The sequence below is a fragment of the Streptomyces sp. NPDC007856 genome (assembly GCF_042868225.1).
GTDB lineage: Bacteria > Actinomycetota > Actinomycetes > Streptomycetales > Streptomycetaceae > Streptomyces.
On sequence record NZ_JBIAEC010000003.1, the window covers coordinates 549647 to 574249 of the forward strand.

Below are 24603 nucleotides of genomic sequence, written 5' to 3' on the forward strand. Positions count from 1 at the left end.
TCAGCGCTCCTTGGTCTCCTCCAGCACGGTCCGCCCCAGCAGTGCGTACCGCTCGGGCGACCGCCGCTTCAGGTACTGGGCGTAGCCCACCCCCGTCGCCGCGACCAGCGCCACCAGCCACGGCGTCGCCTTCAGCAGCAGGGAGCCGGACTCCGCGCCCGCCGCGACCCCCATGTTGGACACCAGCAGGACGACCACGCCGAGCATCGCGATGCCGCCGATGAGCGGGGCGGTGAAGGTGCGGAACCAGTGGCGGCTCTCGGGGTGGTGCTTGCGGAAGTAGACGAGCACCGCGAAGGAGCACACGGCCTGGACCACCAGGATGGCCATCGTGCCGAGGATGGCCAGCAGGACGTAGAGCGCGTTGTACGGGTCCTTGCCGGCGATCCAGAACGCGGCGATCAGTACGGCGCTCACCACCGTCTGCACCAGGCCCGCGATGTGCGGGGAGCCGTGCCGGGGGTGGGTGCGGCCGACGGTGTTCTTCAGTGAGGGCAGGACGCCCTCCCGCCCGAGGGCGTACAGATAGCGGGCGGCGCAGTTGTGGAAGGCCATGCCGCAGGCCAGCGAGCCGCTGATCATCAGCCACTGCATGACGTCGACGGCCCAGTGGCCGACGTAGCGCTCGGTGGGGTTGAAGAACAGGGCGAGCGGGTTGGCGGAGGAGGCGGCCTTCACGGCCTCGGCCTCGCCGTTGCCCGTGATGGCCATCCAGGAGACGAGGACGTAGAAGACGCCGACGCCCAGGACGCTGATCATCGTGGCCTTCGGGATGATCTTCTTCGGGTCGCGGGACTCCTCGCCGTACATCGCGGTGGACTCGAAACCGACCCAGGACCAGAAGGCGAAGAACAGCCCGAGCCCGGCGGACGTGCCCTTGAAGGCGTTGACCGGGTCGACCGGCGCGAGGCTGAACCCGTGCGGTCCGCCCCCGTGGAAGGCCACGGACACCGCCATCGCCGCCAGCACGGTCACCTCGGTGGCCAGCAGCACCACCAGGAGCTTCTCGGCGACGCTGACCCCGAACCAGGTGCCGGTCGCGTTGATCGCGAGCATCAGGATCGCGAAGGCCCACCAGGGCAGGTGCACGCCCGTCTGGTCCTTCAACGTCGTGGTCGCGAAGGTGGAGAAGATCCCGATCAGCGCCGGTTCGAAGACGACGTACGCGAAGGTCGCGAGCAGCCCGGAGGCGAGACCGGCGGTCCGTCCGAGGCCGTAGGAGATGAACCCGTAGAAGGCGCCGGTCGACGTGATGTGCTTCGCCATCGACGTGAAACCCACGGAAAAGATTGCCAGGACGACCATTGCCACGAGATAGCTCGCGGGTGCCCCGATGCCGTTGCCGGACGACACCATGAAGGGCACGTTGCCGGTCATCGCGGTGATCGGCGCGGCGGTGGCGACGGCCATGAACACCACGCCGAGCAGCCCTACTGCGTTGGGTTTCAGCCGATGAACCGTTTCCTCGTCCGCCGTGCCCGCCGCCGGGGCAACGCCCTCGTCCACTGCCATCGGGTGGCCCCTTCCGTGTCGGGTCCCTGGGTCCTGGTGGGTCCTGATGGAGCAGGATGGTGCACGGGGGAGGGGCACGGGAAGGGGTCTACGCGGTTAAATATTTGTCACCAGACCATTAGGGCGGCCATTGGTGCAGAGTCCGTGTCGGTGCCGTGTTCGTTCGGCTGCTCTGTGTGGTGACTGGTTTGCATCCGGGGGTAGGGCGCATCATGACGCTGATGACAGAGCGACCGACGATAAGCGGCAGCGAGCCCAGCAGTTTCGGGGCGCTTCTCGACGCCCTCGACGAGTTGGACGTTCTCGGCTTCAAAGCCGAGGTCATCAGGGGGAGCATCGTCTTGTCGCCGTGGTCGAAGGGGTACTACGAGGACGTCATGGAGCTGATCTGTGATCGGCTCCGGCCGCACCTCCCCGACGGGCACCGCATCACCACTAGTCCGTTCCTCTACGTCTTCCCCGCGGAGGAGCGCGCCTACGGACCCGACATCCACGTGGCGCCGCGGCACATTACCAGGACGACCGGCAATCGCCTGGACGGCGAGTCCCTGACCCTGGCTGCCGAGCTGACCTCCTCCTCCACTCGCGACGACGACCTGACGGACAAGGCCGTGGTCTACGGCAGGGCGGGTGTTCCGGTGTACCTCCTCCTCGACATGCAGGAGGAGCGGGCCACTGTGTTCTGGGACCCGTCGCCCAAGGGCTACGAGTCGCGTGAGACGAGGCCCTTCGGAGAGAAGCTGCACATCCCCGCCCCCTTCGACTGCACCCTCGACACCACCGGCTTCGAAGCCCCCGCCTCAAGCTGACGGCAGTACCAACCCCCAAGCCCCCTCCGCCACCCGCCACGTCCGTCGCCGTACCGGACCCGTCACCCCTGAGTCAGCCCGGTAGCGGAAATCCGCGCCGACGACCGTCACGGTCCGCCCGGACGTCCGCAGAGGGGTCGCCTCCGCGCCGACCGACAGCGGGCGGACCTCCACCCGCGCGAGCCCGCCCGTGCCCGGTGTCACCGACACCGCCTCCACGGGCTGACCGAGGTCGACCACCGTCTCGCCGTCGACCTCGACCCGGAGCCGGGAGGGGCCGGGGGAAGGCACGGCGGGAAGCCGGGGCGGACGCGGGGCGAGGGTGCGGACCAGCGAGCGGTACCAGGGGCGGCCGGAGCCGACCGGGACCGGCTCGGCGGCAGCCGACCGCACCGGCCCCGGCGGAATGCCCAGCCCGCTCAGCACGACCCCGTCGCTGTCGTCGACCAGCAGATCCAGCCGCCGCTCGGCCCCGTCCAGCACGGCCCGCGCCGCCGCCACCGCCCCGCCCGGCACCCCGAGCGCCTCCGCGAGCCCGCTGTCACCGACCGGGACCACCGACAGCGCACATCCGGCCAGCTCCCGCGCCCGGTGCAGCAGGGTCACGGCCCGTACCAGAGCGTGACCGTCACCCACCACGACCGGCCGCCTCGAACCCCGCCGGCCCAGCGCCCGGGCGAATTCCTCCGGCCCGTCCGGCAGACACACCTTGGCCGCCGCACCCGCGCTGAGCACGTCTTTCGCGATCCTCACGGACTCCCCGTCCGTCTGCCGTGCCGCCGGATCGATGATCACCAGCAGCTGTTCGGACGTCGCGAAGGTCGCCACCTCGGTCCTGCCTCGCTTCCTCGGGTAGCATCTTTGTGCAAGAGCCCCTTGCGCTATTGCGCCAGGGGCTTCGTCTATTCCGGGGCATCCGGTCCGACGGTCGGCGACCAATGACGGTCGCTGTGGTACGCGGCGGTGAACCTTACGCCCAAGCCCCCGACCTTGGACATGCCCCACCCGGAAGGGGTGTACGCGCGTGCCCGCACTTGTGCTGCTCGGTGCTCAGTGGGGTGACGAAGGCAAGGGAAAGGCGACCGACCTGCTCGGTGGCTCGGTGGACTATGTAGTGCGGTACCAGGGCGGCAACAACGCCGGCCACACGGTCGTCGTCGGTGACCAGAAGTACGCGCTTCACCTCCTCCCTTCCGGAATCCTGTCTCCCGGTTGTACGCCGGTCATCGGAAACGGCGTCGTCGTCGACCCGTCGGTCCTGCTCTCCGAGCTGAGCGGTCTGAACGAGCGTGGCGTCGACACGTCCAAGCTCCTGATCAGCGGTAACGCGCACATCATCACGCCGTACAACGTGACCGTCGACAAGGTCACGGAGCGCTTCCTCGGAAAGCGCAAGATCGGGACCACCGGTCGCGGCATCGGGCCGACCTACGCGGACAAGATCAACCGCGTGGGCATCCGGGTCCAGGACCTCTACGACGAGTCGATCCTGCACCAGAAGGTCGAGGCGGCCCTCGACGTCAAGAACCAGATCCTCACCAAGCTGTACAACCGGCGTGCCATCACCGCCGACCAGGTGGTCGAGGAGCTGCTGGGCTACGCCGAGCAGATCAAGCCGTACGTCGCCGACACGGTCCTGGTCCTCAACCAGGCGCTGGAGCAGGACAAGGTCGTGCTCTTCGAGGGCGGCCAGGGCACGCTGCTGGACATCGATCACGGCACGTACCCCTTCGTGACCTCCAGCAACCCGACCGCCGGCGGTGCCTGCACCGGCGCCGGTGTGGGCCCGACGAAGATCAGCCGGGTCATCGGCATCCTCAAGGCCTACACGACCCGCGTCGGCGCCGGCCCCTTCCCGACCGAGCTGTTCGACGAGGACGGCGAGGCGCTGCGCCGCATCGGTGGCGAGCGGGGTGTGACGACGGGGCGTGACCGGCGCTGTGGCTGGTTCGACGCCGTCATCGCCCGCTACGCGACCCGTGTGAACGGACTCACGGACTTCTTCCTCACCAAGCTGGACGTGCTCACCGGCTGGGAGCAGATCCCGGTCTGCGTGGCGTACGAGATCGACGGCAAGCGCGTCGAGGAACTGCCGTACTCCCAGACCGACTTCCACCACGCGAAGCCGGTCTACGAGACCCTGCCCGGCTGGTCCGAGGACATCACCAAGGCGAAGTCCTTCTCCGACCTGCCGAAGAACGCCCAGAACTACGTCAAGGCGCTGGAGGAGATGTCCGGCGCCCCGATCTCCGCGATCGGCGTGGGCCCGGGCCGGGACGAGACGATCGAGATCAACTCGTTCCTGTAGGCGACTTCGTGCACCGGGCGGAGCGTCCGCCGGTCCGCCTCCGGGCGTGATCGGCGGGCGCTCGCGGCCCTGTCCGACACCGGCTGTTTCCCCAGAGTTCGCTCAGGGCGCACACTGACCCATCTTTGACCTGGACATGACCTTTCCCTGGTTTTCCGGCAATCGCGGGCGCGAGCAGCATCTACGCGGGTAGCCTCCGCACTGCACCGCCGCTGCTTGTCGCCAACTCCAGCCAAACCAGGAGCCCTGAATGCCCCTCAGTCCCATGAACCGCCGGGAGTTCGTGAAGAAGTCGGCCGTCACCGGTGCGGCCGTCGCCGCTGCCGGTACCGTCGCGGCGGCCCCCGCCCAGGCGGCCGAGCAGAAGCCCGAACGCAAGCCGCGCACCTGGTCGTTCTCCATCCTCGGCACGACCGACCTGCACAGTCACGTCTTCGACTGGGACTACTACAAGGACGCCGCCTACACCGACAAGGCGGGCAACTCCGTCGGCGTGGCGCGCGTGGCCACCCTCATCAAGCAGCAGCGCGAGGCCAAGGGCGAGGACCATGTCCTCCTCGTCGACGCCGGCGACATCATCCAGGGCACCTCCCTGGCCTACTACTTCGCGCGCGTCGACCCGATCACGGGCACCGACGGCAAGAAGGGCCCCAGGCACCCGATGGCCGTGGCCATGAACCACATGCGCTACGACGCCGCCGCCCTCGGCAACCACGAGTTCAACTACGGCATCGAGGTGCTGCGCAAGTTCGAGAGCCAGTGCCACTTCCCGCTGCTCGGCGCCAACGCCCTCGACGCGAAGACGCTGCGCCCGGCCTTCCATCCGTACACCGTCAAGCGCATCTGCGTTCCGGGCGCCCCGGACATCAAGGTCGGCATCCTCGGCCTCACCAACCCCGGTATCGCGCTGTGGGACAAGGACAACGTCAGCGGGAAGATGGTGTTCCCGGGCCTGGTGGAGCAGGCGAAGAAGTATGTGCCGAGGCTGCGCGCGCTGGGCTGTGACGTCGTCTTCCTGACGGACCACTCGGGCCTGGACGGCTCCTCGTCCTACGGCGACGCACTCCCGTACGTGGAGAACGCGTCGAACCTGGTGGCCGAGCAGGTGCCGGGCATCGACGCGATCCTGGTGGGCCACACGCACGTGGAGGTCCCGTCCTACACGGTGAAGAACGCGGAGACCGGCGAGGAGGTGCTCCTGTCGGAGCCGTACTGCTGGGGCTACCGCCTGAGCGTCTTCGACTTCGAGCTCGAACTCCACCACGGACAGTGGAAGGTGACGAGCAAGACGGCGCAGACCCTCAACCCCAACACGGTGGACGAGGACCCGGAGATCAAGAAGCTCCTGGAGGCCGACCACGAGCTGGTGGTGAAGTACGTCAACACGGCGGTCGGCACGTGTACGGCGGACCTCTCGGCGGCGGAGTCCTGCTGGAAGGACGTGCCGATCATGGACTTCATCCACAAGGTGCAGATGGAGAGCGTGAAGGCGGGCCTGTCGGCGTCGGACGCCGCGCTTCCGCTGATCTCGGTCGCCGCCCCCTTCTCCCGCACGGCCGACATCCCCCAGGGCAACGTCACCATCAAGGACATCGCCGGCCTCTACATCTACGACAACACCCTGTACGGCAAGAAGCTGACCGGCGCCCAGCTCAAGGACTACCTGGAGTACGCGGCGAAGTACTACCACCAGGTCCCGGCGGGCACGAAGGTCGACACGGCGACGCTGACCAACGCCAACAAGTTCTGGGACTACATGTACGACACGGCGGCGGGCGTCGACTACGAGATCGACATCGCCCAGCCGGAGGGGTCGAGGATCAAGAACCTCACCTACAACGGTGCGGCGATCGCCGACGACCAGATGTTCGTCGTCGCGGTGAACAACTACCGCGCCAACGGCGGCTCGGGCTACCCGCACATCGCCTCGGCGCCCATCGCCTACAGCTCGACCAACGAGATCCGCCAGCTGATGATCGACTACGTGACCGCGAAGAAGACCCTCGACCCGGCCGACTTCGCCGTCACCAACTGGAAGCTGACCCAGGCGGGGACACCGGTCTTCTGACCGTCAGCGCGTGGAGCGGGTGGCGCCGAAGTACGTCTCGTGCGACCAGATGTGGTGGCACGACGGACACTGCAGGTGCAGCAGGCTGCCGGTGTTGGACAGCAGGTAGCGCCACCCGCCCCGGTCGTCGCAGTTCGGGCAGTCCACCCCCCAGGCGCGCCGAGCTGTGTCGGCCTGCGGATCAAGCGGCAGCATCACTGGGCCCCGCCGGGAGCACACCGGCCGCCACCAGCTCGTCGTAGATGCGCTGCTGCTCGGCGTCCAGGCCGGAGTACAGCAGCGCACGCGCCTCCTCCTCGCCGCGGAGCGCCGCCGCGGGGTCCCAGCCGGGGCCGAGGGCGGCCATGACATGGGTACGCCGGAGCATCTCGTGCGAGCTCAGGTCGACGCTGAAGTCGAAGGTGGGGCCGTGGGGGGACATGCCACCGAACGTAGGCAGGCATTTCCCCCACGGCAAGAAGAGGTGGGTGAAATCACACCAGGTCCGCCAGGCGGACTCCTCAGCTGAAGACGATCATCGAGCCCTGGGCCAGCGAGCGCGTCGCCGCCGCGTGCAGGCCCAGCCACACATGCCGCTCGCGGGCGAAGGGGCTCGGGTCGTACGGCGCCGGGACGGCCGGTTCCTCCAGTTCGGTGGGGGCCGTGGGCGGGGCCGGGGCGGCCGGCGGGTTGGCCGGGTCGATGCCGATGGACCCGGCGACGTACTCCAGCTCGCGAAGCAAGGTCTGCGAGGAACCCAACGGGCCGCCGCCCGCAAGGAGTTCGTCGTTCGACAGCGGGTGCGGGAAGTCCACCGGGACGTACGCGCCCGCGTGGTCGTAGTGCCAGACCAGATGGGACTGCTGGGCCGTGGACTCGAACATCTCCAGCAACTGCTCGTAGTCGCCGCCGAGTTCGCCGACCGGAGTCACCGGCAGGCCGCAGACCTGCAACAAGTACGCCCGGCGCAGGAAGTGCAGGGCGTCGTAGTCGAAACCGGCCACGGGTGCGACCTCGCCGGACAGGCCCGGCATGTACTGGTACACCGGCACCGGCGGGAGGCCGGCCGCCGCCAGGGCGTTGTTGTACTGCGCGAGTTCCTCCGCGAACGGGTTGTCGGGCGTGTGGCACAACACGTCCACGAGCGGTACCAGCCACAGGTCACAGGCCAAAGAGGGCTCCTCGCACACAGAAGGGGTCACCAAGGAGGTGGTTCGGGAAGGGTACTGGTCATTTACCCGTTGGTCAGGCGTTCCAGTAGCGCCAGTGAGTGGGCGTTGGACTCGGCGATGATCGAGCGGGCGGTGTCGGTCTCGCGCCGGGCCAGCGCGTCGACCAGATCCGTGTGTCCGGACCACAGGCGGCCGCGCAGGTCGGGCAGGCGGAGCAGGTGCTGCACCGCGCAGACCCAGGACTGCACGCGCAGACGGTGCAGGAAGTCGCCGAGGTAGGGGTTGCCGAAGAGGGCGCTGAGCTCACGCCAGAAACGGAGGTCGTAGCCGATGAGAATCGTCAGGTCGCCGGCCGCGGCGGCCCGTGCGGCCTCCTCGCCGCGGCGGCGCACCGTGGTCAGCGCGGCCTTCGTACGGGGGTCCTCGGCCGGGGTGCGGAAGGCGGGGTGGTCGATGGTGAGGGCCTGGAACATGCCGTCGGTGACCAGGCTGCGGGCCTCGATCATGTTCCGGTAGTCGGTGACGGAGTACTCCGGCACCCGGAAGCCGCGGTGCTGGTCGGCCTCCAGGATGCCCTGCGCGGACAGGTCGACCAGCGCCTCGCGCACGGGGGTGGCGGAGACGCCGTACTGCTCGGCGATCTCCTTGACCGTGAACGCCCGGCCCGGTCGCAGCCGCCCCGCCAGCACCTCGTCACGGAGCGCGTCCGCGATCTGCTGGCGCAGGGTGCTGCGTGTCACGGCGCCGCTGCCGGGCATGGTCGGGGTCACTCCTCACGCGTAGACGACGTGCTCGCGCATCTCTCACGAGATTGCTTACGAGCACGTCACCTTACGCGTTCGGGCCTCCCCGGGGGCAGGCGTGGTTCGGTTACGCCGTGTACTCGTCCGCCACGCTCAGCGCGGCGTCCAGGGCGGCGAGGCCCTCCTTCAGCTCGGCCTCCGTGACATTGCACGGCGGGACCACATGGGTGCGGTTCATGTTCACGAACGGCCACACGCCGTGCTGCTTGGCGGCGGCCGTGAACGCGGCCATCGGGGCGTTCGCCTCGCCTGCGGCGTTGTACGGCACCAGCGGCTCGCGGGTCTCGCGGTTCTTCACGAGGTCCAGCGCCCAGAACATGCCGACGCCGCGCACCTCGCCGACGCTCGGGTGGCGCTCGGTCAGCTCGGCGAGGGCCGGGGCGAGGACCGTCTCGCCGAGGCGCCGCGCGTTCTCGACGACGCCCTCCTCCGCCATCACGTTGATCGTGGCGACCGCGGCGGCGCAGGCCAGCGGGTGCCCGGAGTAGGTGAGACCGCCGGGGTACGGCCGCTTGCCGAAGGTCTCGGCGATCGCGCCCGAGACGGCGACACCGCCCAGCGGGACATAGCCGGAGTTCACGCCCTTGGCGAAGGTCATCAGGTCGGGTACGACACCGAAGAGATCGGCGGCGAACCACTCACCCGTGCGTCCGAAGCCGGCCATGACCTCGTCCAGGATGAAGACGATGCCGTGGCGGTCGCAGATCTCGCGGACCCCGGCCAGATAGCCGGGCGGCGGAACCATGATTCCGGCCGTGCCGGGGATGGTCTCCAGGATGATCGCCGCGACCGTGCCCGGCCCCTCGAAGGCGATCGTGGTCTCCAGGTGCTCCAGGGCGCGCGCGGTCTCCTGCTCCTCGTTCTCGGCGTAGAAGCGGGAGCGGTAGAGGAACGGCGCCCAGAAGTGGACGACGCCGTTGGTGGCGCTGTCGCTCGCCCAGCGGCGCGGGTCGCCGGTGAGGTTGATGGCCTGCTGGGTGCCCCCGTGGTACGAGCGGTACGCGGAGAGCACCTTGGGACGGCCCGTGTGCAGCCGGGCCATGCGCACCGCGTGCTCCACGGCGTCGGCGCCGCCGTTGGTGAAGAAGATCTTGTCCAGGTCGCCGGGGGTCCGCTCGGCGATCAACCGGGCCGCCTCCGAGCGCGCCTCGATCGCGAAGGCGGGTGCGAAGGTCGTCAGCTTCGCCGCCTGCTCCTGGATGGCCGCGACGACCTTCGGGTGCTGGTAGCCGATGTTCGTGTAGACGAGCCCGCTGGTGAAGTCCAGGTACCGCTTGCCGTCGTAGTCCCAGAAGTACGACCCCTCGGCGCCTGCGACGGCGAGCGGGTCGATGAGGTCCTGGGCTGACCAGGAGTGGAAGACGTGCGCGCGGTCCGCGGCCTTCACTGCGGCGCCGGCCTGGGGGTTGGGCTGAGGGGTCATGCCCGCGAGCGTAAATGTCCGCGATGCGGAAGGCCTATCGGCGTCTTGTTCCGTGGACGGGGGCTTTTAGCGACAGGTTGTCAAAGGGACGGGGGCCCGGGGCGCCGGGCCCGTTACGGAACCGTAGACAGCGGGCCGCGCGACTCACCGGTAGGGCCGCACTATTCTCGGTCCGTCGCACACGTATGCGTCGTAGTCGTATGCGTTGCGTGTATGGGGTGTACGGGGCGGATCGGGGGAAGGCGGGCGGCCATGGACAAGCTGGGGGCGGGGGATCCGCAGCACATCGGGGGCTATCGGCTGCTGGCGCGGCTGGGTGCGGGCGGCATGGGGCACGTGTATCTGGCCCGGTCGGACCGGGGCCGTACCGTCGCGGTGAAACTGGTCCGCGAGGAGCTTGCCGCGCAGGAGGAGTTCCGGGCGCGGTTCCGGCAGGAGGTGCAGGCCGCGCGGCGGGTCGGCGGGTACTGGACCGCGCCCGTGCTGGACGCGGACACCGAGGCGGCGGTGCCGTGGGTGGCCACCGGGTACGTGGCCGGGCCGAGCCTGCAACAGGTGGTCGGGCACGATCACGGGGCGCTGCCCGAGCGGTCGGTACGGATCCTCGCGGCAGGGCTCGCACACGCGCTGAAGGACATCCACGCGGCGGGGATCGTGCACCGCGATCTGAAACCCTCGAACGTGCTCGTCACGATCGACGGCCCGCGTGTCATCGACTTCGGGATCGCGCGGGCGCTGGAGACGACCTCGCTGGGCGGCGAGGGGCTGACCCGGACCGGGTCGCTGGTCGGGTCGCCGGGGTTCATGGCGCCCGAGCAGGTGCGCGGGGACCGGATCACGCCGGCCTGCGACGTCTTCTGCCTGGGGTCGGTGCTGGCGTACGCGGCGACCGGGGCGCTGCCGTTCGGGACCGCCAACAGCGGGGTACACGCGCTGATGTTCCGGATCGCTCAGGAGGAGCCGGATCTGGCGGGGGTGCCGGAGGGCATCGCGGACCTGGTGCGGGACTGCTTGCGCAAGGATCCGGCGGCTCGGCCTTCGCTGGACGCGGTTCTGGAACGGACGGGGGCGGAGGACACCGTGACCGGGGGGCGGTCCCGGGATCCCTGGCTGCCGGGGGCGCTGGTCGCGCAACTCGGTCGGCATGCCGTGCAGTTGCTGGAGGTCGAGGATCCGGAGGGGGACGGGCCCGGGGCGGCAGCGGGGTCGGTGTCGGGTGCGGGTGCGGGTGGCCCTGGTGGGGCGGACTTGCCGTCAGCGGGTGCGGGTGGTGCCGGTGGGGGTGGTTCGCCTGAGCATGCTGCCGCTGCCGACGACGGGAGCGGAGCGGAGGCGGTCGGGGAGCCTGGGGGCGGGGGTGGTGTGAGTCGTCTGCCCACCGTTGTGGTGGGGCAGACGCCGCCGCCGGGGGGCACGCCGGGGTTCGGGGCGGCACCGGGGTTCGGGGCCGCACCGGGGGCGTACGGGTATCCCCAACAGCATCCGCAGCCTCAGCCTCAGCCGTATGGCTCGTGGGGCGGGACGCCGCCGTACGGGCCGCCGCCCGCCGGTGGGGTGCCGGAGCGGGAGCGGCGCGGTGGGCGGTCGACCGCGCTGCTCGTCGTGGTCGCGCTGGTGGTGGCGCTGGGTGCGGGTGGCTCGGTGTACGCGCTGATGAGGAAGAGCGGTGGGGACGACAAGGGGGGAGGGGTCGTGAGCCCGACGCCCACGGTCAGCAGTTCCGGCACCACGGGGGCGCCCAGCACGGCCGGACCCACGCCGTCCGACTCCGCCTCCTCGGACGGGGTGGTTCCGGCCGGCTATCTGGGCACCTGGGAGACGACCATCGACAACGCCAACGGGAGCAGCACCCGCCAACTGACCATCCGGCAGGGCGCGGTGGGCGACAGCGTGCTGACGCTGGTCGCGGACGGGCCGACGACCGGCGGTGGCTCGTACCACTGCGTCTTCGACGCCAAGCTCGCTCAACAGCCCGGCGCGAACGGGCCGTTGGAGATCGGGCCGTCCACCGTCACCAGTGGTGAGCCCGCCTCCTCCTGCACTCCGGGCAATGCCACCGAGGTCACCCTGCTGTCGGACGGCAGGCTGAAGCGGTCCCAGGTGGGCGGCGGGGAGAGCCTGACGTACACCAAGCAGTGAGGAGCGCTCAGCGCGGCTCCGGTGGGCGCTGGCGTGGCATGTTCGGGCGGGTGCCGTTCGCGGGCGGCATCGGCAAGCGGCCCAGCGGCCCGCCGGCCTCCTGCCGTGGCACATACGCGACCGCCGCCTGCATGCCCAGCGGTGCGGAACCGGTGCGGAACTCGACCATCCAGTCGGTCGTCTCCGTGCGGACCAGCTCCGTGACGTCCTCCGCGAAACGCCGCAGGACCCCCAGGCAGCGCTCGGCCGCCTCGCTCGCCGTGCCCTCCGCCGGGCCCAGCACCTCCCGGATGCTCTCGGAGGCCCAGTCGAACTGCAACGCCTGCAGCCGCCGCTGCACGGCCTGCGCGGTGGCCACGTCCCTTATCCAGCCGGACGTCACGCCGAAGAACCGGTCGATGCCGACGCAGGCGACCCCGAGCAGGAGCGCCAGGCAGCCCCAGGGCGCGACCCCGTGGGCCGTCCCGGTGAGGTCCAGGAGGGGGAGCGCCGCCCCGGCCACCGCGCCCGCCGCCGCACCCGAGCGCAGGATCCGGGCACCGCGCCGCTTCCAGACCCGGTCCCGCAGATACCAGGACACCGTCTGAAGTGCCCCGCGCTCCACCCACTGGTAGAGCTCGTCGAGCCGCTCGGCGGGCTCGCCCCAGTCCCCGAGCGGGAAGGCCCGCCCGGTCAGATCGCCCGGCCGCAGCCCGGCCGCGCCCTCGCCCCGCCCGTCCTGAGGCGGACCCTCGGGCTGCATCTCCGGCTGACCCACCCGGCACTCCCTACTGATCTTCGATCACCTGTCGCGGCCCCGTCACATCGCGTGACGTCCCATGCCGCATTCCATGCCGACGCGCGGCACCCTTCCTACCGCCCAATGGGTGGCGAAGAGGCAGCTTTCCCGGCTTTTCCGCCCAGAAGAGGGTCTTGATCAGGTATAGGGCCGTCGCGCTTCTCACTCGAAAGAGTGGCGGGGCGACGCGGGCGTGGACCACGTAGGCTCATGCTCAAGGAGAAGAACGTAGAGGAGCTGATCGTGATCCCCGGTGGTGGCCAGCCCAACATGCAGCAGTTGCTCCAGCAGGCCCAGAAGATGCAGCAGGATCTCCAGCGGGCGCAGGAGGAACTGGCGAACACGGAGGTCGACGGCCAGGCGGGCGGCGGTCTGGTGAGGGCCACCGTGACCGGTGCCGGAGAGCTGCGCGCGCTGAAGATCGACCCGAAGGCGGTCGACCCTGAGGACACCGAGACCCTCGCCGACCTGATCGTGGCGGCCGTACAGGCGGCCAACGAGAACGCGCAGACGCTGCAGCAGCAGAAGCTCGGCCCGCTGGCCCAGGGCCTCGGCGGCGGCACGGGCATCCCCGGTCTGCCTTTCTGAGGCCGGGCCAACTACGGTACGTACCGAAAGGTCTTAAGGAAGGGCAGTCCGGTGTACGAAGGCGTGGTCCAGGACCTCATCGACGAGCTGGGGCGGCTGCCCGGCGTCGGTCCCAAGAGCGCGCAGCGGATCGCCTTCCACATCCTGCAGGCCGAGCCGGCGGACGTGAAGCGGCTCGCGCAGGCGCTCCTGGAGGTCAAGGCGAAGGTCCGCTTCTGCGCGACCTGCGGCAATGTTGCACAGGAGGAGCTGTGCAACATCTGCCGCGACCCGCGTCGGGATCCCTCCGTCATCTGTGTGGTGGAGGAGCCCAAGGACGTCGTCGCCATCGAGCGCACCCGTGAGTTCCGCGGCCGCTACCACGTGCTCGGCGGCGCCATCAGCCCGATCGAGGGTGTCGGTCCCGACGACCTGCGTATACGAGAACTTCTCGCGCGGTTGGCCGACGGGACGGTCACGGAGCTGATCCTTGCGACGGACCCCAATCTGGAGGGCGAGGCCACGGCCACCTACCTCGCCCGCATGATCAAGCCCATGGGCCTGAAGGTCACCCGCCTGGCCAGCGGCCTCCCGGTGGGTGGCGACCTGGAATACGCGGACGAGGTTACCCTCGGCCGCGCCTTCGAGGGGAGACGACTCCTAGATGTCTGACGCCACACTGCACGCGACCGGTCGGGACCCGGACGACTTCGCGGTCCAGATCGCGGACCAGATCGAGAGCTTCCTGGTGGCCGTCACGGAGGTGGCGAGGGGCGACGAGCCCGGCTCGACCGTGCCCTTCCTCCTCCTGGAGGTCTCCCAGCTGCTGCTGGCCGGCGGCCGCCTGGGCGCCCACGAGGACATCGTGCCCGACGAGCGCTACGAGCCGGACACGGGCCCGGACCCGGACGTGGACGGCCTCCGCGAGAACCTGGCCCGCCTCCTGGAGCCGGTCGACGTCTACTCCGAGGTCTTCGACCCGTACGAGCCCCGCAAGGCCCCGGTGCCGGCCCGGATCTCCGACGACCTCGCCGACGTCATCACCGACCTCCGCCACGGCATGGCCCACTACCGCGCGGGTCGCACCACGGAGGCCCTGTGGTGGTGGCAGTTCTCCTACTTCTCCAACTGGGGCCCCACGTCCTCCGCCGTCCTGCGCGCCCTGCAGTCGGTCCTCATCCACGTCCGCCTCAACCAGCCCCTGGAGGAACTGGACGGCCTCGACACCGACCAGGCCACGATGGGCGACGAGACCCTGGAGTTCGAGGCGGGCCGGGTCATGGCCGAGGAGATCGGCGGACAACTGGGGTTGCGGTCGGCGAAGTGACCGCGAGCAGCGCCGCCGCGTCGACGTACGGCGCGGTCGGCGTCGGCTCGCTGTACCAGCGCAGCGGCCAGGTGTCGCCGTCCAGCGCCGGAACGCCGACGTACGTGACGGCCCGCTCGGCGCGCCGCCCGAAGTACTGCACGCCGAGCGGCCAGTCGTAGCGGTGTACGACGCCGGGCGCCAGCAGGAAGTACACCCACCGCGTCCCGCTGCCGCCCGCGCACACGACGGGCCCCGCGTCGCCATCGCCCCGCTCGATCAGCCAGTCGGCGACGGCCTCGCCCCATCTCCCCTCGATCCGCACGGCGTCGAAGTGCACGCCGGCCACGCGCAGCCGGTGCCCACGGAGGGGGACCCAGGCGGGCCGGTGAATTCCGGTCGTCATGGTCACACGGTGGCGTTGACGTGGCTACCCTCGGTAGTGACCCAGGTGATACACGGCGGGGTGTACCGGTCGGAGGTGCGTACGGTGACCCAGTCGCCGCCCATGTGGCGCTTCAGCGGCAACCAGTTGAAACGCTGGCGCACGAAGGCCAATGTCTCTCGGGAGGAGTTGGCCGCCGCGTCGAACTACTCCCCGGACACCATCAAGGCCATGGAGCAGGGGGTGCGCATGCCGACGCCCCGAGTCCTCGACGTGGCGGACGACTTGTGCCGGGCGGACGGGATGCTCAGCGCGGCGAAGGACTACTGGAGCAGGGAGAAGTTCCCGCCCAGGGCGCAGGAGTTCATGGAGCGGGAGAGGGAGGCGATCAGCCTGTGGACGTACGAGGTCACGTACATTCCCGGGCTGTTGCAGACCAAGGGGTACGCGCGGGCACTCATCGAGAACCACGTTCCACCGCTGGATGAGGAAACGGCGGAGGAGCGGATCACGGCCCGTATCGAGCGACAGGCGATTCTCACCGGCTGTAAGCCGCCGGTGGCCTTCAGCTTCATCCTCTACGAGGCGTCGCTCCGCAGCCCCCAGGTGGACGCGGAACAACTGAACCGTCTGCTGGAGGCGTCCCGTCTGTGGAACGTCGCAGTCCAGTTGCTTCCCTTCGAACGGGCCGTCGCAGCGGCATTGATGGGACCCATGGTGTTGTTGGAGACCCGTGACCACGAGCGGTTCGCCTTCACCGAGGGCCCGTTGGGGAGCGAACTGTCGGCCGATCCAGGGGTTGTCAGCCGCACGACCGAGCGGCTTAGCATGATCCGCGCGCAGGCTCTCAGCCCCGCCGAGTCGGCCCGTTTCCTCAAACGGATGGTGGATCAGTCATGAGTGACCAGCTGAACTGGTTCAAGTCGAGCTACAGCGACTCCGAGGGCGGCAACTGCGTCGAAGTCGCGTTCGCCACCCGCATCCACATCCGCGACTCCAAGAACCCCACCGGCCCGGAGCTCCACCTCCCCGCCCCCGCCTGGTCGGCGTTCATCTCCGCACTTCAGCCCGGAGCTTGAGCCTCGGGCTTCGAGCCCTTCTCTGGGTTTCTGGGCTGGGTGAAAACCTCCCAACCAACCAAGCCTGTACGTGAGTTAAGGGCGGCTTACCTCGAATGGGTGACGTTCCGTGATCAGCTTGCGCCGGAACGTAAAGCGCCTCTAGGTTCGCGGCAAATAGATCGGCCCCGGGCGGTGTTGGCGCACCGGCACCGAGGCCTGGACCTACGGATCGAAAGCAGCTCGATCGTGGCTTACTCCCACCCTAGCCCTGCCCTGCCGTCCCCGTCCCACCCCATGGCCAAAACGGGTTACGGCAAGCGTTCCGCCGGTGACGAAGACCCGCACGCGGACGCTGACTTCGCACATCTGGACGGCCGTGAACGCGACCTCGCGGTCTTCATCGACCACCTCCAAGACGGCCACGCGATGGGTTACAAGGCGATCGCCGCCGAACACCCGCGGTACGGCCAGCAGGCGACGCGCGCTGCGATGGCGCTGCTGACCGATGCCGGACACCTGCACCGGATCCGGGAGCACATCACTGTCGAGGACGGCGCCATGCGCTGGGTGACGCGTACGTACTGGTCGCGTACGCCCAGGTCGGCCACCTGGTGGGAAGAGTTCGCACGGTCGCGCAACGGCAGGATCGTGACCGACGGGTACCGGTCCGGGCTTGCCCGGCCCGAGGAGGTCGAGGAGGAGATCCACGAGAGGGAGCCGGTGGAGCCGGCCGAGCCACAGCACAGCGACGCCTACCGCACCCTCGCCGGACTTCGCGACGCTGACCGCCGTATGCCGCTGTCCGAACGGGACTGCCGGTCTCTCGAAGCGCTTGCCGCGGAGTGGCTGTCGCGTGGCTCGACGCCGGAGGACATCACCCGTGCCCTCACCGAAGGACTTCCGCCCGAAGTGACCAACCCGGGCGGATTCGCTCGCAAGCGATTGGAGAACTGCATGCCGCCGAAGAAGGCGAAGGTGCGCCAGAAGAAGGCGCCGCTCCGCGCCCGCATCGACCGGGTGGTCCGGGTCTGCGGCACTTGTGACGCGGACGAGCGGACCGCGGAGATCACCCAGGGACTGTGCCGGGAGTGCCGCGTGGAGCTGGGTCTGGAGACGCCGGCGGGCGAACGCATCCCGCAGCTGCCGGAGACGTTTCTGGGAAGGCCGCTCCCCAGCGCCGAGGAAGTGCATGAGTGGGCCGCCCGGGTCCGAGCGGCGGGCGGTCTGCGCTCTCCCGGGGGCCTGGCGCTGCGGAAGGGCGGCGTATGAGCGTGCAGGACGCGCCGGTCAGGGCACCATGGAGTCGAGGAGGCGCCATGACCCCCAGGACCGAGGACCGGCCGCAGATGACCGTCGAGGAGTTCGAGGAACTGGAACGCCATGCCCCGGAGACCGTGTGGCTGGAGTTCATCAACGGAAAGGTCGTGGTCAAGCCCATGGGGGACGGCAACCACCGCGAGATGATCGCGTGGCTGCAGCGAGTGTGCATGCAGCATCGTCCTGACCTTTGGTTGCATGCCGAGAGCGGGCTGAAGACCGAGAGGTACCGCAAGGGGCGCGCCCGCGCCGACGGCGTGCTCGTCCGGGTGGGCGGCCTCAAGGGGCACGGGGAGTGGTCCGAGTCGGAGAGCGCCCTGATGGCGGTCGAGATCACGTCGTACGACTCCGACACCAACCAGCGCGACCGTATCGACAAACCTGACGGCTACGCCGCCGCCGGTATCCCCGTCTACCTCCTCATCGACCGTGACGACTGCTCGGTCGTGGTGTTCAACCAGCCCGAGGACGGCCGCTACCGGCACGAGGAGAAGCTGCCCTTCGGCGCCTCCGTCAAGCTCCCCGACCCCGTGAACATCACTCTGGACACCGAGCCGCTGAAGGAGTTCAGCGACTGAGCCACACCCCCCACAGTCCCTTCGTCATCGCCGTCGCCCCGCCCGCCAGGGCCAGCAGCAGGACCAGGTGGCGGGCCCGGTGCTCCGGGATGCGGCCGGCGATGGCGTGGCCGATCACCGCGCCGGTCGTCATCGCGGCGCAGACGGCCGCCCACTGCGCGCCGGTCAGGTGAGGTGTGCCGTTCGCCGCTATCGAGAAGGCGTTGACGGCGACGCCGTAGAACTGCGCGTTGGGCACGAACTCCCGTACCGTCCAGCCCGCGTTGAGGGCGTACAGGGACACCGGTGGGCCGCCCACGCCCGCCGCAGCGTTCATGAAGCCGCCCAGCGCGCCGGCCGTCACCGCTCCCTTGCCGCCCCGCAGGGACGGTATCCGGGCGCCGCGCATGACCAGGAGGACCGCCGCCGTCACCAGGGCGCCCATCACCAACAGCAGGACGGGGCGGGGGAGTTGGCGGGTCATCCAGGCGCCCGCAGGTACCGTGCAGGCCGCCGCGGCGCACAGGGGCACCATTGCCGCGGGGCGGACCCGGCGCCAGCCGCCCGCCAGCCCCACGACGCTGATCGCGCCGGCGGCGCAGTTGGCGAGCACCACCCCGTCGGCGGGGCCGAGCAGCAGGACCAGCGCCGGTACGGCGACCAGGGCGAAGCCCATTCCGGTCAGCCACTGCACGCAGCCGCCGAGCAGGACGATCGCCGCGAGCAGCGTCTCCGTCATGTCGCCCCCGTGTGTCACACCCGTGTGGTGGAAAACTAGTGCAGTGGCGACTGTGACCCGGGGCACTTTCCCGCGTGGTCCGGCAGAGGCTGGGCAGGTGCCGGACACGGACGACCGGATGTCTCACCATGCGGGAGCACGGTGGTGGAATTCGGTCGCTCGTTAGACTGAGCCGACACAAACGAACCGAGCGAGGAGCGCACGTGGGCCTTGTCGTGCAGAAGTACGGAGGCTCCTCCGTAGCCGATGCCGAGGGCATCAAGCGCGTCGCCAAGCGGATCGTGGAAGCGAAGAAGAACGGCAACCAGGTTGTCGTCGTCGTTTCCGCGATGGGCGACACGACGGACGAGCTGATCGATCTCGCCGAGCAGGTTTCTCCGATGCCTGCCGGGCGTGAATTCGACATGCTGCTGACCGCCGGAGAGCGGATCTCCATGGCCCTGCTGGCGATGGCGATCAAAAACCTGGGTCACGAGGCCCAGTCCTTCACCGGCAGCCAGGCAGGCGTCATCACCGACTCGGTCCACAACAAAGCCCGGATCATCGACGTCACCCCGGGCCGGATCCGGGACTCGCTGGACAAGGGCAACATCGCGATCGTCGCCGGGTTCCAGGGCGTCAGCGCCGACAAGAAGGACATCACCACGCTGGGGCGTGGCGGGTCCGACACCACCGCCGTTGCCCTCGCCGCCGCGCTCGACGCCGAGGTCTGCGAGATCTACACCGACGTCGACGGCGTGTTCACCGCCGACCCGCGTGTGGTGAAGAAGGCGAAGAAGATCGACTGGATCTCCTTCGAGGACATGCTGGAGCTCGCGGCCTCCGGCTCCAAGGTGCTGCTCCACCGCTGTGTGGAGTACGCCCGCCGCTACAACATCCCGATCCATGTCCGGTCCAGCTTCAGCGGGCTGCAGGGCACCTGGGTCAGCAGTGAGCCGATTGGGGACAAGCAGGTGGAGCAGGCCATCATCTCCGGTGTCGCGCACGACACCTCCGAGGCCAAGATCACGGTCGTCGGCGTGCCGGACAAGCCGGGTGAGGCCGCCGCGATCTTCCGGGCCATCGCCGATGCCGAGATCAACATCGACATGGTCGTGCAGAACGTGTCCGCCGCCTCCACGGGCCTGACGGACATCTCCTTCACGCTGCCGAAGACCGAGGGCCGCAAGGCGATCGACGCGCTGGAGAAGAGCCGGTCGGGCATCGGCTTCGACTCGCTGCGCTACGACGACCAGATCGGCAAGATCTCGCTGGTCGGCGCGGGTATGAAGACCAACCCGGGCGTCACCGCCTCCTTCTTCGAGGCGCTGAGCGACGCGGGCGTGAACATCGAGCTGATCTCGACCTCCGAGATCCGTATCTCGGTCGTCACCCGCGCCGACGACGTCAACGAGGCCGTGCGCGCCGTGCACACCGCCTTCGGGCTCGACTCCGACACCGACGAGGCCGTCGTCTACGGCGGCACCGGCCGATGACCGTCTCCCTGACGTACGGAGGCGTACGACGATGACCGGCAAGCCGACGCTCGCGGTCGTGGGAGCGACCGGGGCCGTCGGCGCGGTCATGCTCCAGATCCTGTCCCAGCGCGCGGACGTCTGGGGCGAGATCCGCCTGCTCGCCTCCCCCCGCTCGGCCGGCCGGAAGCTGGCCGTGCGCGGGGAGGAGGTCGAGGTGGCGGCCCTGAGCGAGGAGGCCTTCGACGGGGTCGACATCGCCATGTTCGACGTCCCGGACGAGGTGGCCGCGCACTGGGCGCCGATCGCCGCCGCGCGCGGTGCGGTGGTCGTCGACAACTCCGCCGCCTTCCGGCTGGACCCCGAGGTGCCGCTGGTGGTGCCCGAGGTCAACCCGCACGCCGTACGGACCCGGCCGCGCGGGATCGTCGCCAACCCCAACTGCACGACACTGACGATGATCGTCGCCCTGGGTGCGCTGCACGCCGAGTTCGGGCTGCGCGAGCTGGTGGTGTCGTCGTACCAGGCGGTGAGCGGGGCCGGGCGGGCCGGGGTGGACGCACTGCGGGCCCAGCTGTCCCTGGTGGCCGGGACCGAGCTGGGCACCAAGCCCGGTGACGTACGGCGGGCGGTCGGGGAGGACACCGGGCCGTTCCCGGAGCCGGTCGCGCTGAACGTGGTGCCGTGGGCCGGGTCGCTCCGGGAGGACGGCTGGTCCTCGGAGGAGATGAAGGTCCGCGACGAGTCCCGCAAGATCCTCGGACTGCCGCGCCTGCCGGTCGCGGTGACCTGCGTACGGGTCCCGGTGATCACCACCCACTCCCTGACCGTGCACGCCCGCTTCCAGGGCGAGGTCACGGTCGACCGGGCCCGGGAGATCCTCGCGACCGCGCCTGGAGTGGTGCTGTGCGACGACCCGGCCGCGGGCGAGTACCCCACCCCGGCGGACGTCGTGGGCACCGACCCGACCTGGGTGGGCCGGCTGCGGCGGGCCCTGGACGACCCGACCGCGCTCGAACTCTTCGTGTGCGGCGACAATCTCCGCAAGGGTGCCGCGCTGAACACCGCGCAGATCGCGGAGCTGGTCGCGGCGGAGTGGGCCGACCGGTGACCGGCTTCGGCAAGAGGTTTATAGGATCTCAGTAAGAGGACGTGGCTGGGAGCTTGGTCCAAACCACTTGAACCATTGCTCAAGGCAACAGATGATTTCTCTCCCCGTCCCCGCAACCGTGCGGAGGGCGGGGAGCGTCTTTGCGGTCACTCTTCGGGCGCGGGGATGCCGTGATCGGGCCGGGTGTGGGGACACCCGCCCATATCAGACATAGGGGAAGAGCGGGACGCATGACGGCACTTGAGGCTCGGCCGGTTGTCGCACATGTGACGCCCGGCACGTACAACCCTGGCGGGGTCGGACGTGTCCAATTGGCGTGGCAGAGGTACTCGAACTCAGCGCGGCCCGCGGCGCGGCGGTTCTCCGGCCGCCCCGTGCGGCGCTCCGGCGCACGCCCGGCGGCATGCCGGTGATCGCGCCCATGCCCGCAGCGCGGCCCACCCGCATACCCAGTCAGCGTGACGGCTCCGAGGAGACCGCGGCGACCACGGCGACCGCGGCCGCCGGCACGACCGTCGACCACCTCACCGAGACCTACCGGGCGCACTACCGCTCGCTGCTCGGCCTCGCCGCGCTGCTCCTGGACGACACCGCCTCCTGCGAGGACGTGGTCCAGGAGGCCTTCATCCGCGTGCACTCGGCCCGCAAACGCGTCCGCGACCCCGAGAAGACCCTCGCCTACCTCAGGCAGACGGTCGTCAACCTCTCCCGCTCGACCCTGCGCCGCCGCATCCTCGGCCTGAAGCTGCTCTCCAAGCCGATGCCGGACATGGCGAGCGCGGAGGAGGGTGCCTACGACCAGCTGGAGCGCCGCGACCTCATCAAGGCGATGAAGGGCCTGCAGCGCCGCCAGCGCGAGGTGCTGGTCCTGCGCTACTTCGCGGACATGACCGAGGCCCAGGTCGCCGAGACCCTCGGGATCTCGCTGGGCTCGGTGAAGGCGTACGGCTCGCGGGGCATCGCCGCGCTGCGGGTGGCCATGGAGGCGTCGGCATGAGCGAGCGCGCCCAAGGGGGCGATTCCCATGAACGCCTTTCCCATGAACGTCACGAGCCCTTCGCCTGGCACGAGCCGATGGGGCGGGACGAGCAAGAGCACACGCAGTCGCACGCTGGGAACGAAACTGTGAACCACGGCCCCGACGAGAAGGGCCCCAAGGGCCTCGACCAGGGTCCCGAGGGCCTGAAGCAGGGTCCCGGCGCCGGTGCGGACGGCCTCGGCACCGATCTCGACGGCCTCGGTGCCGACGAGCTGGCCCTGCGCCGGATGCTGCACTCCGCCGTCGACGGCATCGAGCCGCGCACCGGCACGCTGGAGCATCTGCGCCGGGCCGTGCCCGCGCGGCGGGCCCGCAAGCGGCAGGCCGCCGTCGGCATGGCCGCCGCGGCCCTGTTCTTCGGGACCGCTATCCCCGCCCTGGTGCACGTCTCCGAGTCCGGCGGCACCGACCCCAACACCGCCATGGCCGGCCAGTCCTCCCAGGCCCAGGGCGGCACCGGGCAGGGCAAGGACAAGGGCGGTGACAAGGGCGGCAGCAAGGACGCCGGCAGTACGACCGTCAGCCCCGGCAAGGGGCCCGGCAAGCCCGGGGAGAAGGGCAAGGACGGTGCCGGCAGCGGCGGTGGCTCCACGGGGGGCGCCAACCCGTCCTCCACCGTCGCGTCCAGCGGCGTCCCGCTGTGCACGACGGCCCAGCTGGGCTCGGCCACCGGGACCACCGGCGCCCCCAACTCCGCGGGCGTGGTCTACGGCACGTTCCGGGTCGTCAACATCTCCTCCGCCGCCTGCACCGTCGCGGGCGCGGGCACCATCACGCCGACCGCGATGGGCGCGGCCGACCAGACCAAGATCAGCACCGCGCGGCATGTGGCCGGGGACGCGGCGACCGATCTGCCCGACCCCTCGCTGGAGGTCTCCGGGCTGGTCCTGCAGCCGGGTGCGGCCTACGAGGAGAAGTTCGCCTTCGTACCCTCCGAGACCTGCCCCACCACCGGCGGCGGCACCAGCACCACCGGCGGCTCGGGCACCGGTGGCGCCACGCCGGACCCGACGCCGACTGCCTCCGGCGGTTCGACCGACAGCGCGGGGTCAGCCGGTACGACCACCCAGCTGATGACCGAGGACAGTACTGCGGACGGCAGCGTACAGATCACCCACACGGCGCAGGGTGGCTCGCCTGCGGCCACGGCTACGGTGGCGGGGGAGTGCTCGGGGACGGTGATTTACACCGGCGTGCTGGCTGGGGTGTAGAGATGGGGCGGCTTCGGGCCGTCGTTCGACTGCGGGCCGGTGGGGCTGGTCGCGCAGTTCCCCGCGCCCCTAGGGAGCTGCACTTGCCGTCGGCTCCGGCGTCTCCTCCGGCACCAAGCCCAGCGCGGCGTCCCGCGCGGCCTCGGCCTCTCGGCGTACCAGCCGGAACCACATGAACACCACAAAGCCGGCGAAGACGAACCACTCCCCGGTGTAGCCGAGGTTCTGGAACGCCTTCAGGTCCAGCCCGGTGCCGTCCGGCGCCGTCGCGGGCACGGCCTTCATCCCGGCGTCGGCCTTGTCGAGGGTCACCCAGGCGTCGTACAGCTTGTACGGCACCAGGTTCACCAGGGAGGCCGAGCTGATCGCCGCCGTCTGCCCGGCCGGCAGTCCGCCGGCCGCGCTGACCCCGTTGTCCCCGGGAGTCTCGGACGCCTGCAGCGCACCGGTGACGGTGATCTCACCGCTCGGCGGCGCGGGCGCCTTCGCCGGGTCCGCCTTGCCCGGCAGCCAGCCTCGTACGACCGGCAGTGCCTTGCCGGAGTCGGTGCGCAGCAGGGTGAGGACGTAGAAGCCGTTCCTGCCGCCCACCTGCCGGCCGGGCACCAGCAGCTGGGTGCCGTAGTGCCCGCTCGCGGTGACCCGGCGGCCCGAGGTGGCCTTGTCGACGGGCAGCATCGACTCCAGGGGGCGCGCGGTCTCCTGCTTGTCCGACGCCGCCTGCTCGGTCGCGCTGCGGTGCTCCTGCACCCGCCCCTCGAACCGGCTCAGCTGCCAGGACCCCATGAAGACGCAGAACGGGATGGCGAGCAGCACGAAGACGTTGATGCCCCACCAGCGGGGAGTCAGCAGAAACCGGTACACG

Annotated in this window: 26 protein-coding genes; 15 read left to right on the forward strand and 11 right to left on the reverse strand. The window is 70.0% G+C overall.

What is annotated here, in order from left to right; all coding sequences use genetic code 11:
• Positions 1–1512, reverse strand: a complete 1512-nt coding sequence (locus tag ACFYOH_RS10575; protein ID WP_388623428.1) for an APC family permease — start codon at positions 1510–1512, stop codon at positions 1–3.
• Positions 1513–1724: 212 nt separating this feature from the next.
• On the opposite strand from ACFYOH_RS10575, the gene ACFYOH_RS10580 reads away from it, so the two are divergent.
• Positions 1725–2321, forward strand: coding sequence for a Uma2 family endonuclease (locus ACFYOH_RS10580; protein WP_388623431.1), 597 nt, complete (start codon positions 1725–1727; stop codon positions 2319–2321).
• On the opposite strand, the gene ACFYOH_RS10585 is transcribed toward ACFYOH_RS10580, so the two are convergent.
• Positions 2313–3149 carry a diacylglycerol kinase gene (locus ACFYOH_RS10585; RefSeq protein WP_388623433.1) on the reverse strand — a complete coding sequence of 279 codons (837 nt, stop codon included), beginning with the start codon at positions 3147–3149 and terminating at the stop codon, positions 2313–2315. The genes ACFYOH_RS10580 and ACFYOH_RS10585 overlap by 9 nt on opposite strands.
• Before the next feature lie 196 nt (positions 3150–3345).
• On the opposite strand from ACFYOH_RS10585, the gene ACFYOH_RS10590 reads away from it, so the two are divergent.
• Together ACFYOH_RS10590 and ACFYOH_RS10595 are read left to right on the forward strand one after the other, a co-directional pair.
• The gene (locus ACFYOH_RS10590; protein WP_388623436.1) at positions 3346–4629 is read left to right on the forward strand and encodes an adenylosuccinate synthase; all 1284 of its coding nucleotides are present in this window, start codon (positions 3346–3348) and stop codon (positions 4627–4629) included.
• Positions 4630–4879: 250 nt separating this feature from the next.
• Positions 4880–6697 (forward strand): bifunctional metallophosphatase/5'-nucleotidase, encoded by a 1818-nt coding sequence (locus tag ACFYOH_RS10595; protein ID WP_388623437.1) that lies wholly within the window; start codon positions 4880–4882, stop codon positions 6695–6697.
• A gap of 3 nt (positions 6698–6700) precedes the next feature.
• Here ACFYOH_RS10595 and ACFYOH_RS10600 read toward each other — a convergent pair whose 3' ends face one another.
• From ACFYOH_RS10600 to ACFYOH_RS10620, 5 genes are all read right to left on the reverse strand, one after another.
• Positions 6701–6892: a hypothetical protein gene (locus ACFYOH_RS10600; protein WP_388623440.1), complete on the reverse strand. Its 192-nt coding sequence runs from the start codon at positions 6890–6892 to the stop codon at positions 6701–6703.
• Complete coding sequence (locus ACFYOH_RS10605; RefSeq protein ID WP_388623443.1) at positions 6879–7118, reverse strand: DUF6400 family protein; 240 nt, start codon at positions 7116–7118, stop codon at positions 6879–6881. The genes ACFYOH_RS10600 and ACFYOH_RS10605 overlap by 14 nt, the downstream gene beginning before the upstream one ends.
• A gap of 79 nt (positions 7119–7197) precedes the next feature.
• The gene (locus tag ACFYOH_RS10610; RefSeq protein ID WP_388623446.1) at positions 7198–7848 is read right to left on the reverse strand and encodes a hypothetical protein; all 651 of its coding nucleotides are present in this window, start codon (positions 7846–7848) and stop codon (positions 7198–7200) included.
• 62 nt (positions 7849–7910) lie between these two features.
• Positions 7911–8606, reverse strand: a complete 696-nt coding sequence (locus tag ACFYOH_RS10615) for a GntR family transcriptional regulator (protein WP_388623449.1) — start codon at positions 8604–8606, stop codon at positions 7911–7913.
• A gap of 112 nt (positions 8607–8718) precedes the next feature.
• Positions 8719–10074, reverse strand: a complete 1356-nt coding sequence (locus tag ACFYOH_RS10620; protein WP_388623452.1) for an aspartate aminotransferase family protein — start codon at positions 10072–10074, stop codon at positions 8719–8721.
• Between the two features lie 252 nt (positions 10075–10326).
• On the opposite strand from ACFYOH_RS10620, the gene ACFYOH_RS10625 reads away from it, so the two are divergent.
• Positions 10327–12213, forward strand: a complete 1887-nt coding sequence (locus tag ACFYOH_RS10625; protein ID WP_388623455.1) for a serine/threonine-protein kinase — start codon at positions 10327–10329, stop codon at positions 12211–12213.
• A 7-nt stretch (positions 12214–12220) separates the two neighbouring features.
• On the opposite strand, the gene ACFYOH_RS10630 is transcribed toward ACFYOH_RS10625, so the two are convergent.
• Entirely contained in the window at positions 12221–12970 is a 750-nt protein-coding gene (locus ACFYOH_RS10630; RefSeq protein ID WP_388623457.1) for an SLATT domain-containing protein, read from the reverse strand.
• A 264-nt stretch (positions 12971–13234) separates the two neighbouring features.
• On the opposite strand from ACFYOH_RS10630, the gene ACFYOH_RS10635 reads away from it, so the two are divergent.
• From ACFYOH_RS10635 to ACFYOH_RS10645, 3 genes are read left to right on the forward strand one after another with little or no spacing between them, the layout of a single operon-like run.
• Positions 13235–13579, forward strand: a complete 345-nt coding sequence (locus ACFYOH_RS10635) for a YbaB/EbfC family nucleoid-associated protein (RefSeq protein ID WP_055705749.1) — start codon at positions 13235–13237, stop codon at positions 13577–13579.
• Between the two features lie 51 nt (positions 13580–13630).
• On the forward strand, positions 13631–14230 hold the full coding sequence (gene recR, locus ACFYOH_RS10640) for a recombination mediator RecR (protein WP_199211360.1): 600 nt from the start codon (positions 13631–13633) through the stop codon (positions 14228–14230).
• Positions 14223–14885 carry a DUF5063 domain-containing protein gene (locus tag ACFYOH_RS10645; protein WP_388623460.1) on the forward strand — a complete coding sequence of 221 codons (663 nt, stop codon included), beginning with the start codon at positions 14223–14225 and terminating at the stop codon, positions 14883–14885. Before recR ends, ACFYOH_RS10645 begins: the two co-directional genes overlap by 8 nt.
• On the opposite strand, the gene ACFYOH_RS10650 is transcribed toward ACFYOH_RS10645, so the two are convergent.
• Entirely contained in the window at positions 14836–15270 is a 435-nt protein-coding gene (locus tag ACFYOH_RS10650; protein WP_388623463.1) for a hypothetical protein, read from the reverse strand. The genes ACFYOH_RS10645 and ACFYOH_RS10650 overlap by 50 nt on opposite strands.
• Positions 15271–15354: 84 nt before the next feature.
• Between ACFYOH_RS10650 and ACFYOH_RS10655 the strand changes: the two genes are divergently transcribed.
• From ACFYOH_RS10655 to ACFYOH_RS10670, 4 genes are all read left to right on the forward strand, one after another.
• The gene (locus tag ACFYOH_RS10655) at positions 15355–16149 is read left to right on the forward strand and encodes a helix-turn-helix domain-containing protein (RefSeq protein WP_388623466.1); all 795 of its coding nucleotides are present in this window, start codon (positions 15355–15357) and stop codon (positions 16147–16149) included.
• On the forward strand, positions 16146–16328 hold the full coding sequence (locus ACFYOH_RS10660; protein WP_388623468.1) for a DUF397 domain-containing protein: 183 nt from the start codon (positions 16146–16148) through the stop codon (positions 16326–16328). The genes ACFYOH_RS10655 and ACFYOH_RS10660 overlap by 4 nt, the downstream gene beginning before the upstream one ends.
• A gap of 276 nt (positions 16329–16604) precedes the next feature.
• A complete protein-coding gene (locus ACFYOH_RS10665) occupies positions 16605–17579 on the forward strand; it encodes a hypothetical protein (RefSeq protein WP_388623470.1) in 975 nt (324 codons plus the stop codon).
• Positions 17580–17626: 47 nt separating this feature from the next.
• Complete coding sequence (locus ACFYOH_RS10670; RefSeq protein WP_388623473.1) at positions 17627–18205, forward strand: Uma2 family endonuclease; 579 nt, start codon at positions 17627–17629, stop codon at positions 18203–18205.
• Here the strand turns inward: ACFYOH_RS10670 and ACFYOH_RS10675 are convergent.
• On the reverse strand, positions 18195–18923 hold the full coding sequence (locus tag ACFYOH_RS10675) for a sulfite exporter TauE/SafE family protein (protein ID WP_388623476.1): 729 nt from the start codon (positions 18921–18923) through the stop codon (positions 18195–18197). The genes ACFYOH_RS10670 and ACFYOH_RS10675 overlap by 11 nt on opposite strands.
• Before the next feature lie 203 nt (positions 18924–19126).
• On the opposite strand from ACFYOH_RS10675, the gene ACFYOH_RS10680 reads away from it, so the two are divergent.
• The 4 genes from ACFYOH_RS10680 (at position 19127) to ACFYOH_RS10695 (ending at position 23738) form a co-directional block, all read left to right on the forward strand.
• Positions 19127–20398: an aspartate kinase gene (locus tag ACFYOH_RS10680; RefSeq protein ID WP_351602530.1), complete on the forward strand. Its 1272-nt coding sequence runs from the start codon at positions 19127–19129 to the stop codon at positions 20396–20398.
• Between the two features lie 31 nt (positions 20399–20429).
• Positions 20430–21488, forward strand: coding sequence for an aspartate-semialdehyde dehydrogenase (locus tag ACFYOH_RS10685; protein ID WP_388623479.1), 1059 nt, complete (start codon positions 20430–20432; stop codon positions 21486–21488).
• Between the two features lie 316 nt (positions 21489–21804).
• Positions 21805–22485: a SigE family RNA polymerase sigma factor gene (locus ACFYOH_RS10690; protein WP_388623482.1), complete on the forward strand. Its 681-nt coding sequence runs from the start codon at positions 21805–21807 to the stop codon at positions 22483–22485.
• 128 nt (positions 22486–22613) lie between these two features.
• Complete coding sequence (locus ACFYOH_RS10695) at positions 22614–23738, forward strand: hypothetical protein (protein WP_388623485.1); 1125 nt, start codon at positions 22614–22616, stop codon at positions 23736–23738.
• Positions 23739–23807: 69 nt separating this feature from the next.
• Here ACFYOH_RS10695 and ACFYOH_RS10700 read toward each other — a convergent pair whose 3' ends face one another.
• On the reverse strand, positions 23808–24602 hold the full coding sequence (locus ACFYOH_RS10700; protein ID WP_388623488.1) for an SURF1 family protein: 795 nt from the start codon (positions 24600–24602) through the stop codon (positions 23808–23810).
• Position 24603: the final 1 nt, after the last annotated feature.

What these genes read in the sequence shown, in the direction of transcription:
- ACFYOH_RS10575 (WP_388623428.1), bottom strand. Translation starts at nt 1,512, where the DNA reads ATGGCAGTGGACGAGGGCGTTGCCCCGGCGGCGGGCACGGCGGACGAG.
- ACFYOH_RS10580 (WP_388623431.1), top strand. Translation starts at nt 1,725, where the DNA reads ATGACGCTGATGACAGAGCGACCGACGATAAGCGGCAGCGAGCCCAGC.
- ACFYOH_RS10595 (WP_388623437.1), top strand. Translation starts at nt 4,880, where the DNA reads ATGCCCCTCAGTCCCATGAACCGCCGGGAGTTCGTGAAGAAGTCGGCC.
- ACFYOH_RS10600 (WP_388623440.1), bottom strand. Translation starts at nt 6,892, where the DNA reads ATGCTGCCGCTTGATCCGCAGGCCGACACAGCTCGGCGCGCCTGGGGG.
- ACFYOH_RS10605 (WP_388623443.1), bottom strand. Translation starts at nt 7,118, where the DNA reads ATGTCCCCCCACGGCCCCACCTTCGACTTCAGCGTCGACCTGAGCTCG.
- ACFYOH_RS10615 (WP_388623449.1), bottom strand. Translation starts at nt 8,606, where the DNA reads ATGCCCGGCAGCGGCGCCGTGACACGCAGCACCCTGCGCCAGCAGATC.
- ACFYOH_RS10620 (WP_388623452.1), bottom strand. Translation starts at nt 10,074, where the DNA reads ATGACCCCTCAGCCCAACCCCCAGGCCGGCGCCGCAGTGAAGGCCGCG.
- ACFYOH_RS10625 (WP_388623455.1), top strand. Translation starts at nt 10,327, where the DNA reads ATGGACAAGCTGGGGGCGGGGGATCCGCAGCACATCGGGGGCTATCGG.
- ACFYOH_RS10645 (WP_388623460.1), top strand. Translation starts at nt 14,223, where the DNA reads ATGTCTGACGCCACACTGCACGCGACCGGTCGGGACCCGGACGACTTC.
- ACFYOH_RS10650 (WP_388623463.1), bottom strand. Translation starts at nt 15,270, where the DNA reads ATGACGACCGGAATTCACCGGCCCGCCTGGGTCCCCCTCCGTGGGCAC.
- ACFYOH_RS10660 (WP_388623468.1), top strand. Translation starts at nt 16,146, where the DNA reads ATGAGTGACCAGCTGAACTGGTTCAAGTCGAGCTACAGCGACTCCGAG.
- ACFYOH_RS10665 (WP_388623470.1), top strand. Translation starts at nt 16,605, where the DNA reads ATGGCCAAAACGGGTTACGGCAAGCGTTCCGCCGGTGACGAAGACCCG.
- ACFYOH_RS10670 (WP_388623473.1), top strand. Translation starts at nt 17,627, where the DNA reads ATGACCCCCAGGACCGAGGACCGGCCGCAGATGACCGTCGAGGAGTTC.
- ACFYOH_RS10675 (WP_388623476.1), bottom strand. Translation starts at nt 18,923, where the DNA reads ATGACGGAGACGCTGCTCGCGGCGATCGTCCTGCTCGGCGGCTGCGTG.
- ACFYOH_RS10685 (WP_388623479.1), top strand. Translation starts at nt 20,430, where the DNA reads ATGACCGGCAAGCCGACGCTCGCGGTCGTGGGAGCGACCGGGGCCGTC.